9 protein-coding genes and 1 tRNA gene are annotated in these 12,223 nt (G+C 64.0%); 6 read left to right on the forward strand and 4 right to left on the reverse strand.

The features are described 5' to 3' along the window. Positions 1–65 precede the first annotated feature (65 nt). Positions 66–1,508, forward strand: coding sequence for an MATE family efflux transporter (locus ACVISU_RS24300; RefSeq protein WP_050406265.1), 1,443 nt, complete (start codon positions 66–68; stop codon positions 1,506–1,508). Between the two features lie 18 nt (positions 1,509–1,526). Here the strand turns inward: ACVISU_RS24300 and ACVISU_RS24305 are convergent, their stop codons facing one another. The 4 genes from ACVISU_RS24305 to ACVISU_RS24320 all read right to left on the reverse strand — a co-directional run bounded on the left by ACVISU_RS24305 (position 1,527) and on the right by ACVISU_RS24320 (position 3,921). Then, the gene (locus ACVISU_RS24305; protein ID WP_456708551.1) at positions 1,527–1,943 is read right to left on the reverse strand and encodes an SRPBCC family protein; all 417 of its coding nucleotides are present in this window, start codon (positions 1,941–1,943) and stop codon (positions 1,527–1,529) included. A gap of 133 nt (positions 1,944–2,076) precedes the next feature. Further along, on the reverse strand, positions 2,077–2,436 hold the full coding sequence (locus ACVISU_RS24310; protein ID WP_456708552.1) for a VOC family protein: 360 nt from the start codon (positions 2,434–2,436) through the stop codon (positions 2,077–2,079). Positions 2,437–2,492: 56 nt separating this feature from the next. After that, positions 2,493–3,332: a helix-turn-helix transcriptional regulator gene (locus ACVISU_RS24315; protein WP_050406268.1), complete on the reverse strand. Its 840-nt coding sequence runs from the start codon at positions 3,330–3,332 to the stop codon at positions 2,493–2,495. A gap of 10 nt (positions 3,333–3,342) precedes the next feature. Continuing rightward, complete coding sequence (locus ACVISU_RS24320; protein ID WP_456708553.1) at positions 3,343–3,921, reverse strand: methylated-DNA--[protein]-cysteine S-methyltransferase; 579 nt, start codon at positions 3,919–3,921, stop codon at positions 3,343–3,345. A 171-nt stretch (positions 3,922–4,092) separates the two neighbouring features. Here ACVISU_RS24320 and ACVISU_RS24325 point away from each other — a divergent pair, with 171 nt between their 5' ends. From ACVISU_RS24325 to ACVISU_RS24345, 5 genes are all read left to right on the forward strand, one after another. Then, entirely contained in the window at positions 4,093–5,643 is a 1,551-nt protein-coding gene (locus ACVISU_RS24325) for a 4-amino-4-deoxy-L-arabinose transferase (protein ID WP_456708554.1), read from the forward strand. 109 nt (positions 5,644–5,752) lie between these two features. Next, positions 5,753–5,826, forward strand: a tRNA-Gly gene (locus ACVISU_RS24330). 660 nt (positions 5,827–6,486) lie between these two features. Further along, on the forward strand, positions 6,487–9,933 hold the full coding sequence (locus ACVISU_RS24335; RefSeq protein ID WP_456708555.1) for an AAA domain-containing protein: 3,447 nt from the start codon (positions 6,487–6,489) through the stop codon (positions 9,931–9,933). After that, positions 9,930–11,402 (forward strand): hypothetical protein, encoded by a 1,473-nt coding sequence (locus tag ACVISU_RS24340; protein WP_456708556.1) that lies wholly within the window; start codon positions 9,930–9,932, stop codon positions 11,400–11,402. The genes ACVISU_RS24335 and ACVISU_RS24340 overlap by 4 nt, the downstream gene beginning before the upstream one ends. Next, the gene (locus ACVISU_RS24345) at positions 11,392–12,129 is read left to right on the forward strand and encodes a PP2C family protein-serine/threonine phosphatase (RefSeq protein ID WP_456708557.1); all 738 of its coding nucleotides are present in this window, start codon (positions 11,392–11,394) and stop codon (positions 12,127–12,129) included. The genes ACVISU_RS24340 and ACVISU_RS24345 overlap by 11 nt, the downstream gene beginning before the upstream one ends. The last annotated feature ends 94 nt before the right edge of the window (positions 12,130–12,223 follow it).

Below are 12,223 nucleotides of genomic sequence, written 5' to 3' on the forward strand. Positions count from 1 at the left end.
TCCGCGTTCGCCATGGTAGGGAAACACCATGGCGCGGCTCCCGAAGATCGCGCGTGGGAGTAGAAATGTCCGATCTCGGCCTCGCCGAAATGCCTGTCGACGAACACGAGCGGCCGCTGCCGCCGCCGGTGACGAGGCCGGCGCGCAACGCGCTGCTCGACGGGCCGATCTTGCGCACGCTGTTGTGGCTGGCTTGGCCGAACGTGATCGCGCTGTCCGCCGGCACCTGCGTCGTCATCGCGGAGACCTCCTATATCGGCCGGCTCGGCGTCGAGTCGCTCGCGGCGATGGCGCTGGTGTTTCCCTGCGTGATCCTGACCATGACGATGTCGGGTGGCGCGATGGGCGGCGGCGTCGCATCCGCGATCGCGCGTGCGCTCGGCGCCGGCGAGATCGAGCGCGCCTCGACGCTCGCCATGCATGCACTGCTGATCGGATTGACGTTTGGTGCCACCTTCATGCTGGGCATGCTGATCTTCGGTCCGCGCCTGCTTGAATTGCTCGGCGGCCGCGGCAATGTGCTGGCGAATGCGATCGCCTATTCGCAAGTGTTCTTCGGCGGCGCGATCCTGCCCTGGCTGATGAACACGATGGCCGGCATCCTGCGCGGCACCGGCAACATGAAGCTGCCGTCGACCATGATCCTGTCCTCGGCGGTGTGCCAGATCATCCTCGGCGGCACGCTCGGGCTCGGCCTCGGGCCGGTGCCGCAATTCGGCATGCGCGGCGTCGCAGCCGGCTCGCTGATCGCCTATTCGATCAGCATCAGCGTGATGGGCTGGTATCTGTTCTCGGGCCGCGCCCGCGTGAAACCGAAGCTCAAGGGGTTGCGCGTGCAATGGGCGATGTTCATCGACATCCTCAGGGTCGGCGCGGTGTCCTGCTTCTCGCCGCTGCAATCGGTTCTGACGATCTCGATCTTCACCCACATGCTGGCGCAGTTCGGCACCGCGGTGCTTGCCGGCTACGGCATCGGCGCGCGGCTCGAATTCATGCTGACCTCGGTCGCGTTCGCGGTCGGCATCGCCTCGGTGCCGATGATCGGCATGGCCGTCGGCGCCGAGCGCGTCGCGCGGGCGCGGCGCATCGCCTGGACTGCGGGCACGGTATCGTTCCTTGCGGTCGGCGTGGTCGGCAGCTTCATCGCCATCTTCCCGGATCTCTGGGTCAATCTGTTCACCAATGACCCGCATGTGCGGGCGACCAGCCATCAATATCTGTCGACCGCCGCGCCGATGTACGCCTTCATCGGCCTTGCGATGTCGATGTATTTCTCCTCGCAAGGGGCTGCGAAGGTGCTGGGTCCGGTGTTGGCGCAGACCGCGCGGCTGATCTTCATCGGCGCCGGCGGCTGGTGGCTGTCGACCCATGAGGCGAGCGCGCAGAACTTCTTCGCACTCGCCGCCGCGTCGATGGGTGTGCTCGGCGTGCTCTCGTGCCTCAGCGTGATCCTGACGCGCTGGGGCAAGTCCGCACCGGTTGCGGACGTGCAGCCGGCGCTTTCGTAGGCCACGCGACCGGAAAGGTCACGCCGCGTTCTTCTCCCTGGCCGATTTGGCCTGCGCCGCCTGCATCGCCGCCGCGCCGAGGTCCATCTGCGCGTCCATGTAGGGCGCGATCTCGTGCGGCAGGACGTCGGCGATCCACACCACCCGGCAGCGCGCATCGCCGTCGGCGAACACCTGCACCGAGGCGGAATGCTGCTTCACTCGCTCGCTGGTGATCGCATAGACCAGCCGCCGACGCTTGTCGTCGCAATCGACCAGTGTCTCGCGCGCCATGGTGCCGTTGGCAAAGCTGACGATGCGAACGTCGCCGTCGAGCTTGGTGTCGGTCACGAAGCCCGGCACCAGCCGCGTATGCAGCGCGCCGAAATCGCGCAGTGCGTCCCAGACCTGGTCGGCCGGCGCGTCGATCGGGATGTCCTTGTGAATGGAAGCCATCGTTAAGTCCTTGTTAGTTTCAGATGTGTCGTCATTGCGAGGAGCGAAGCGACGAAGCAATCCATGCCGCAGCAAGGGGTAAGGTGGATTGCTTCGCTCCGCTCGCAATGACGGCGGAGATAACTGCGTTCGCTTACGTGCGCACCGCCTCGACATTGTTGCCGTCGGGGTCGAGCAGGAATGCCGCGTAGTAGGTCGGGCTGTAGTCCTTGCGATGGCCGGCCGCACCGTTGTCCTTGCCGCCGGCCTTCAGGCCCTCGCTGTGGAATGTCTTGATCGCGTCGTGGCTCGGGGCGCGGAACGCGATGTGCGCGCCGCCTTGCGCACGGCCCTTGTGCAGATGCAGCCAGAGCGCGGGCTCGCCCTTCGGACCGAAGCCCGCGCCGCTGTCATCGCGCGAGCACAGCACGAAGCCGAGCGGCGCGAGGACTGCGGTGTAGAAGCGCACGCTGGCGTCGAGGTCGGCGACGCGCAATCCGATGTGGTCGTACATGATGGGGTCTCCAGTCACTGAGCGCGTCGAGCGACGCGCGGACCGGAAGAACCTAGCTATTGCAGCGCAAGGCGTTCTTGGAGAATCTTGCGGTCGCCGCGGGAGGTTTGGCGGAATTTGAGCGGCGAGACACCGGCGGCGCGGTGGAAGCTGCGTACGAAATTCGAGAGATCACCGAAGCCGACGTCATAGGCGATGGCGGTGACCGGGCTGTCGTCGTCCACCAGCCGCCGCGCCGCATGGCGCAGCCGCGAGCGCACGAGATATTGATGCGGCGTGACGCCGAGCACCGCGGAGAACAGCCGCAGGAAATGGAAAGTGCTCAAGCCGGCCTGCCCGGCGGCATCGTCGAGATCGATCCGATGGTGCGAATTGGCGTCGATCCACAGCGCCGCCTCGACGGCGCGGCGGCGGTCGCGCAAGCCGGCGGTGAGCGGCTTTGCCTTGCGATCGGACACCAGCTCGACAAGGCGGCTGGCGAGCAAGTGGCCGATCTCGTCGAGGCCGACGTCGCTGTTGCCAGCTGCCGCCGTCTGGGCGAGCTCGCCGATCACCATCAATTCCGGCAGCGGCGGCACCGCGCCGACCTGCCAGACCGAGGTGCGGTCGCCGATCGTCTCGACGAGCTCCGGGTCGAGGAAGAACGACAGGCATTCGTCCCCGACCACATGGTCGTGCGTGCAGGTGTACTCGTCGCCGGGATGGCCGACCAGGATCGAGCCTGCCACCAGCTCGTGGAAGCGGCCGCGGCAATGGCAGCCGAAGCTGCCGCTGCGCACATAGGACACCGAATGGCAGTCGAACTGCTCCACGAACGGCTTGTCGCCGGGCTCCGCCGTGCAGCGAAACTCGTTCACCGTGATGCGATCGCGCTGCAACAGCGTGGTCCGGGTCATACTTCGAGATTTAGGCTTGCGGTCGTGGTCGCGCAACCGGCAGCAGCACGTCGAACAGGGTCGTGCTGGTGGTCGGCTGGGCGCCTTCGATCGAAAGCAGCCGCCGCTTGGAAACGCTGCCGCCGTTCGGCGAGATACGGTCGGCATAATGGCCGGCTTCGAGCACGCGATGGCAGGGCACGATGATCATGAAGGGATTGCGGCCGAGCGCCTGCGCCACCGAATAGACTGCGCCGGACGCGCGCAAGCCGCGGGCGACCTCGTCATAGGTCCGGGTTTCGCCGCGGGGAATGCCGCGGACTGCCTGGTAGACGCGCTGGTTGAAGGCCGGGATGCCGCTGATGTCGAGCGCAACGCCGGTGAGATCGGCATTGCCGCCGCGCAGGATCGCGGCGATGCCCTCGATCGCGATCTCAATCGCCTCGGGAGGCCGCAGCTCGCGTGCATCGGGATAGAGCTGGAACAGCCGCTTGCGGGTTTCGATTTCGCGGAGCTCGGGAAGCTGGACACCGGCGACGCCGGCTTCGCCCCAAGCGATGCCGCATCGGCCGATTGCCGTGTCGAAAATGGTGTACCCACGCCCCGCCATGACGCCACCAACCCCCAGATGCGATCATAACATCGCCGCGGTCCGCCGCATCCGGAATCTTCACGTTTAGTTAAGCATGTCGCGGCCGACGCTGTGTGACCCCGTCAACGTTCAGTCACGCATCCTCCAGTCACGCATCTTAAAGGCTTTGCCCGCTATCTGGTCGTCGGCATGCTGCTCCAGAAGACGATCGGCGGAACGATGACGGTCACGAGCGCCGAAGCCGCGCCCGGCAGCGCAGGCGTGGCCGGGGCTGCGCGCGGGCGTGTTCACCCGCTCTTCGCGTTGCTGCTGCTGGCGTTGGTCCTGCGCCTTGCGGCCGCCGTCTGGCCCAACGTGATTTATCCCGACGAGACCTATCAGTATCTCGAGCCGGCGTGGCGGATGCTCGGCCATGACGGCATTTTGACGTGGGAATGGCGCGACGGCATTCGTGGCTGGTTCCTGCCGACACTGATGGCCGGACCGGTTGCTCTCGGCGATGCGATTGCGCCTGCCGGCGCAGGTGCGTTCCTGGTGCCGCGTCTGATCGCCGCATGCGGCTCGCTGTCGATCGTGGTCAGCGCGTGGTTGTTTGGCGCCCGGGTGTCGCGGACCCATGCCGTCGTCACGGCCTTCGCCGCGGCGGTCTGGTTCGAACTGATTATGCTCGCGCCACACACGTTGGGCGAGCCGCTGGCGACAGCGCTGATCGTTCCGGCGGCGCTGCTGATCACCGATGGTCCGTCGCCGCGGCGTCTCGCGATCGGCGGCGCCTTGCTCGCCTTCGCCTTTGTCTGCCGCTTCCAGTTTGCGCCGGCGATCGCCGTGCTGGCCGTCGGGGCGTGCTGGACGCGCTGGCGAAACCTGGTTCCGCTGGTCGCCGGCGGGCTGGTTGCTCTGCTGCTCGCCGCCGCGATCGACCTTGCCCATGGCACCGTGCCGTTCGCCTGGCTGGTCGCCAATATCAGGGAAAACCTCGTCCACGATCGCGCCATCGAATTCGGCGTGTCGCCGCCGTCGGCCTATCTCTTCGATTTCCTGACCGTGTGGTCGGTGGCGATCCTGCTGCCGCTCGCTGCGATCTGGCGCGGCTGGCGGCACGCACCGCTGCTGCTGGCCGCGGCGCTGGTCAACCTCGTCTTCCACAGCCTGATCGCGCACAAGGAATACCGCTTCATCTTCCTCTCGGTGGCGCTGTTCACCATCGTCGCGGCGCTGGGCTCGGCCGATTGGGTCCGATGGCTGCGCACGAAGGTTACGTTGCGCCGCTGGGCCTTGCCGATCGTTCTCGGCGGCTGGGTGCTGCTGTCCGTGGCGCTGGCCGGCACCAGCGAAGAGATGCGCGAGTACTGGACGCGCGGCGTCGGCGCGGCGCGGCTCGCGGCTGAACTGCGCAGCGATCCGCAGATGTGCGGCCTTGCGCTTTACGACGTTCGTTTCCAGCAGTTGCCGGGGCGCGAACGACTGGTCGGCGAGGCGCCGCTCTACGCGCTGCAGCCCGCCGATCCGCTCGCCGAGATGATCCTGCCGCCACTGCTGCTGCGGGCGACCAGGCCGGCCTTCAATCGCATCCTTGCGCGGCCGGAGGCCGCCGGCGATCTGCCGCCGGATTTTTCGCGGCAAAGCTGTGCCCGCGTCGGCTTCAGCGAAGCCTGCATTTATGCGCGCGACGGAAGCTGCGACGCATCCGCCGCTGTGCCCTTTGTGATCAATGACGTGCTCGTGAGGATGCGCTGGTAGCGGGGGGCGGCGCCGCGACCGGTGTCAATGCACGCTTGATCCTCTGCCTCGGCCCGGGCTATGGTCCGCCGGTCGCACCGTTAAGGCGCGGCCTCAAGCAATTGAGATCGCGGGCGTAGTTCAATGGTAGAACGGCAGCTTCCCAAGCTGCATACGAGGGTTCGATTCCCTTCGCCCGCTCCACCAAATTTTCTTTGTTTTATCAAATGGTTGTAGCCTGGATGGTGCTCTTTCGTCATCTTTGCGCGCCTGCTGCTCTACAACACTTCTACAACACACCGTCCGTCCATTTCAGTGGGTTTGGAATGAGTAGGTTCAATAATGGATTGGGTTGATTGAACGACACCCGACCTTGAATGAAGGATCCAGGGCAAGCACAGTTGTGATGTGACGTGCAGCCAAACGACGAAAATTGTTGCTCGACACACCCAACTAGTGAAACCTCAAGCAGGGAATCCAGAGATGTCGACGATCGGCAAGGGCGCTAAGGAGCCGCAGTCGGGGTCAGAATCCCTCCCTCTCCGCCATCTGACCGCGACGTGCGAAAACCCCGGTAAAACATGGGGCGCCGCGAGCCACCGGATTCGACGGTGGAGACCCGCGGTGGAGAACCGGCAGATCGTTAAGATTTGTCTCAAATTGCCATCATTTGGCGCGTCGTGGAAGCGCTCGAATCCTTGAAAAAAGCGGCTGCGTGGAAGGCGCGTGAACAAACCCCACAGACGCGCGAAACCTTATCGACTTTAGTCCCCTTTCGAATCGCAACTTATGCGCTAAGGATTGCGCTTATCGCGCAACCTGACGTGCGGCGACGTAGTCGCCGCTGGAGCGATCATTATTGCCATGGTCACGACACCCGACCGTTCTCCTGAAATCCTCGGCAACCGATACGCCTTAGGCAATTCCAGCCGCTATGGCGCACAGGCAATTGTAACGCAGGCGTTCGATACTCAGGGAACCAGGCCCGTCGCGATCAAACGGATGCGATTTGGACCCGCCGACGAAAGGGCGCGCGAAGGCTTCCAGCGCGAGGTCCAGATGCTGCAGGATCTCCGTCATCCCAATATCGTGGAGATGATCGAAGTCGACCGGGACGGCGACGGAAACTGGTATCTCGTTCTCGAGTGGCTACAGGACAATCTGGAGACGGTCATCCAGCGGAACGGGCCCTGCTCCTGGGACGATTTTTGGCAGCGTTTCGGCCGACAGATCCTGGACGCCGTCGTTTACGGGCAGAAAAAGCAGATCGCGCACCGCGACATCAAGCCGAAGAACATCCTGGTGTCGTCGGAGGGTGTGCCGAAGCTCGCCGATTACGGGATCGCGAAGCTTCTGGACAACGCCGGCAGTTGGGCGCCGGTGAAAGGGCTCACCTTCAGGTTCGACTACACCAAAGGTTACACGCCGGCGGAGCCGGACGCCGTCGGGAGCATCTTGAGTCGGGATTGCTACGCCTTCGCAGCGGTCGCGCTGTCGTGCTTGACGGGCCGGATCTTCGACAGCGAGGAAGACCCGCGGGTCGCCCTGCAGGAGGCCGTCCTGTCCAGCAATATCCGCACCATTCTCGAGCGATGTCTGGAGAAGGACGCTTCGAAGCGGCCTGCGCTGGCGTCGGCACTTCTCAGCGAGATCGAGAGGGCGGAGGAGGAGACCAGACGCGCATCGGCCGCCGTATCGGTCTGCCATCTGTCCCTGTCGAGCGCCGTTCTTTCGAGAATTTGCTCGCGCATGGAGCTTCAGGACCGGAAGGACGCCGAACGTTTCGTGCGGGACGAACTCGATGAGGTCGCGGGGCTCATGCCGGCCGACATGCCGGCCGGTGTCGAGAAGGCCGACGTTGATCTGGTCGGCGCGACGTGGCGTTTTAGATGCCGTTTCAGCGGGCGCCACAACGAGGTGCTCGAGCTGGTGCACGTCCTCGAAGTCGACGCCTCCCTCGCTACGAGCCTCAGGGACCGCTGCCTGACTCGACCAATGTCGTTCACCTTCGACCGGCCGCGCGATCCGGAAACGGCGGGGCAGCAGCTCGGGCTACTGCTCGCCGAGGCGATCGAGCTTCAACGGCAGTTGGCCGAAGAACGCAAGGCTAGGTCCGGCCAGCGAATCTTCCGCGTCTGGCGTAGCTACCTGCGTGACAGAGCCGACCTTGAGGCGAAGCGTACGAGTGCCATCAAATATGTCGATCGGAGCGTTGTGGAGGATCGAGTGGCGCTGACCACCGAACTCGCGCAAAGCGAAGACCTCGTCGGACAGGAGCGTGTGATCGTGCTTTCGGCCGGCGGACGGGTGACTGGCATCGTCGCCGGCGTTGCGTTCAACAGGATCATGCTGAACGTGACGTTCGGCGATGCGAGCCGGCTGCCGAGGCGCGGAGAGCTCGCGATCAACACGCTCGCCGCCCAACGGGCCCTTGACCGTCAGACCACTGCTCTCGATACCGTGCTCTACGACAGGGCCGAGAGCGAACAGCTCAAGGGCATCATCATAGATCCGAGTACAGCGGAGCCGGTCGTGGAGGTGCACGACGTCGTTCCGACAAGCGCGGATTTCGACGACGAGAAGAAAGAGATTCTCGCCAAGGCCTTGGGCGTGCAGGACATCCTCGCGATCGAGGGGCCCCCGGGCACGGGCAAGACCAAGCTAATCGCGGAAATCGTCGTCCAGTGGCTGAAGCGCCATCCCCGGGATAGGATCTTGCTCTCTTCGCAGACTCACATTGCTCTGGACAACATCCTTGAACGGATCACGGAGACGGAACTCCCGCTCGAGATGATCCGCATCGGGCGGAGCGACGAAACGCGCATCTCCGATCTCGGCCACAAGCTTCTGCTCGAGCGGCGGGTCGAAGCCTGGATCAAAGACGTGCGCAAGGCCGCCGAGGCGGACATGCAGAGGTGGGCGTCGGAGAAGAATGTCGATCGCGAAGCGGTGGCGGTCGGCATGAAGGTCGAGCGTCTCCTGCAGGTGCTCGCGATCCAAAAGGGCCTTCGCGACAGCATCGCCAGGCAGGAAGCCGACCGGGTCAGCGTCGAGAAGGCGGGCGTCGATTCCGCGGGTGGCCCCGCCGATCGGGACGAGGTCGAGGAGGAGACGACGGAGATCGACAGCGAGATCGGCGTCAGCAAGCAGGCGCTCAAGCGGGCGATAACCGAAGAAAAGGACCTGCGCGCCGAATTGCAGAAGATGGGCGAATACGCCGCGGGCCTCGCGCAATCGAAAGACCTGGACGAACTCGGAGAATGGGCCGCCCATTTCCTGGCCGACACGCCCATGATCACGGCGTGCCGGGATCGCCTGAAGCTGCTCGAGGACTGGCTGTTGCGGGTCGGCCGATCCCCGGATTTCAACGCCGCGATGTTGTCGTCGGCCCAGATCATCGCCGGGACGTGCGTCGGCATCGCCGGCGTTCGGGGCATGGAGGAGGTCGCCTACGATCTTTGCATCGTCGATGAGGCGTCCAAAGCGACCGCGACCGAAATTCTCATCCCGCTGTCCCGCAGCAAGCGGTCCATCATTGTTGGAGATCCGGAGCAGCTTCCTCCATTTTTCGAGCAACTGGGTGACGACCTCTTGGACGAGTTCGAGGTCGATGAGATCAAGGCGACCCTCCTCGACAGGTTGCTGGACGAGCAGGCGGGCCTTCCGGCGGGATGCCGCGCGGGGCTGAAGAGCCAGTATAGGATGATCGAGCCGATAGGCGATCTCGTCAGCACCTGTTTCTACAAAGGCAAGCTGAAGAGCCCGGTAAAGTCGCATGGGCTGAAGTTGTCCATGGCCTTCCCCAAGCCGGTGACCTGGTATTCGACCCAAGATCTGCCCGCCAGGTTCGAGGAGCCCGAGGGGCTGACCTTCAAGAACCCCACCGAGGTCGCGCAGATCCGCAAGATACTGCTGCGCCTCGAGTTCGTCGCCAAGGCTCAGAAGGAGCGCATTTCGGTCGCGGTATTGTCCGGGTACACGGCACAGGTGAGGCTTCTCAGCGAAATGATCCAGCGCGGTATCGCCGAATGGCCGTCGCTCGATGTCGCCTGCTCCAGCGTCGATGCGTTCCAGGGGCGGCAAGCCGATGTCTGCGTCTACTCGGTCGTCCGGTCGAACGATGAGAAGGATCTCGGTTTCCTGCGCGAACGTCCTCGGCTGAACGTCGCCTTGTCGAGGGGCAAGAGCGGTCTCGTTATCGTGGGAGACAACTTCTTCTGCCGAAACGTCAGCGGCAAGAATCCGTTCAGGGCGGTGATCGACTATATCGACAACAATGAGAGCACCTGCACGGCGGAGGATCTACAGTGACGCCCGAGCTCGCAGCGAGGAAATACCAGTTCCGCGAGGGCTTCCATCTCGTCGACTACAGCGAGGTCGGATTGCCGATCTTCCGCCTGACGCTCGAGGCCATCACGATGGCGCCGCGGTTCATGCCCACCATCCAGGAATTCGCCATGCGCTGCCTGGCTCTCGGGGAGACGCACGAAGCGGACGTCGCCAATATGCTCGGACTGAAGCTCGACGTTGTCGTCGGAGCCATGAACGTGCTCATTTCGGACGGCTACGTCACGAGGGAGCCGAACAGCGACGGTCCCGACACGTTTCATCTCACTGAGGCCGGCGAATTGCGCCTTTCGTCCGACTGTTTGGAGATTCCCCAGGAGGAGATGATCGTCGTCGACTATGACGGTATCCGCCGAATTCCCCTACGTTTGACGGGTGAGAGCGTCGTGCGCCCGGCCCTGCTTCAGGGGACCGGGGCCGTCCAAATCCGGCCCTATCCGGCGGAAGCACCCGGGGTCGACGATCTGGCCATCCCGGATATCTCAAAGGTCATTCGCCGACAGCGGAGCGAGGACTTCCGTCGCACCGTGCTTTCTCTGAAGCGCGTGGTCAGGCGCAACAACCTTTTTCGGGAGGGGGTCGCGCTCATCTACGCCGCCGACAAGTCGGACGAGGTTCAGGTGGCGTTTGTGATAGACGATAAGCTTTCCGACGCGTATGAACTCGCTTTCGCGCAGCACGGCGGCCCCAAAAAAATGGGTTTCGTGCGGGCGATCGCGGATACCGATCTGAGTAGAAAGCTCGAAAAGATGGTCGGCCGTCCCATGTACAGGAGCATGCCCGAGCGCGAGGCGATGATGGCGGCGCGTAAACTGGAGCTCGATAGTCTGGTGGAGGTGGACTCGGTCAGAAGAGCTGCGGCCGGCTTGCCTCCGCGCGGCCTGAACCCCGTTGCCGCAGCCCTAGTGGCGGCGGAAGAGCGGCTGGAGATCGCAAGGCACGGGATCGACACGTTCGAGGTCCGTCCACTCGCATGCTACGAACAGACCGAACTTCTCGATGCGGCCTTGAAGGCGGCCCGCAGATCGTTGATCATCACGAGCGCCGGACTACAGCCGTCCATCCTCAACGCGGCCAGAATGCGCGAAATCGATCTGTTGATAGGAGAGGGTGTCCAGATCGAGATCGAGTCCTATCTCACTCCCCAGACCGAACCGCGCACCGGTGGTCGATACGATCCTCTATCGGAATTCGCCCGCCGCGCCGCCAAAGGCGGGTTGACAATCCGGAAAGGCCGGACGCAAGACTTCTTCTTCCTGGTCCAGGACGACGAGCTGGCGGTCATCTCGACGCGCCCGTTCCTCGGCGAAGTCTCGCGCCGGACGGGTTTCATGCGCGTCCAAGGACTCGTGACCCGCAAGCCGGCGTTCGTCGAAGAAATCAGGAGCATCGTGCTCGGCAGCAGCAACCCGGTCGGACGAAATGGCAACTGATCGGCCGGTGTGGATCGCCACTCACGTCGGCCGCGTAAGAAGCGCGAACGAAGATCTCTATCTCGTCGGCGACCGGGTCGGTCGCGAACCGATCGAAAGCTGGTCCGGAACGCTCGCGGGCGATCACGGCTGGGCCGTGATCGCCGACGGCATGGGCGGACACGAAGGCGGCAAGATCGCCAGTCGAATAGTCGTCGAAACAATCGCGGAATCGATCGATCGCGCGCGCGACGAAGCGGATGTCACGTCCATAATCGCCATCGCCAACCGAAGGCTGTTCGAGGGGATGTATTCCGGCGAGGGCAGACCCGGTATGGGTACGACCATCGTCGGAGTCGTCTACTTCGAGGACGCGGCGCTCGTCTTCAACGTGGGAGACAGTCGCGCGTACGAACTTCGTCGGGGCCAGATGCTTCAGTTGAGCCGGGACGATACGCTGAATGTCGATCGGGTTCGAAGAAGCGGGCGCAGCCACGCGCTCACCCAATCGCTCGGCGGCACGACGACGCCGCAGGTTTTGCGTCCTCACATCCGGCGCTTTCCGCTCGAGGACCACGTCGGCGTACTGCTCTGCTCCGACGGTCTCAGCGACATGGTTGATCAAGATGAGATTGCGGGAATTCTCCTGCGACAACCTGACAGTCCCGCAGAACGGCTTGTGACGGCTGCCCTTGATGCCGGCGGAAAGGACAACGTGACAGTAATCGTCGTCGGCGCCCGAAAGTAATCCAGTTTCGCGCCGAGACCGCATTGGCGGTAACGAGCGCTCTGATCGACGAATCGCGCCGGGTGGGTTCTTCTGGCGCAGCGGGCGGAGAGTT

Source organism: Bradyrhizobium sp. USDA 4452, from assembly GCF_054063575.1.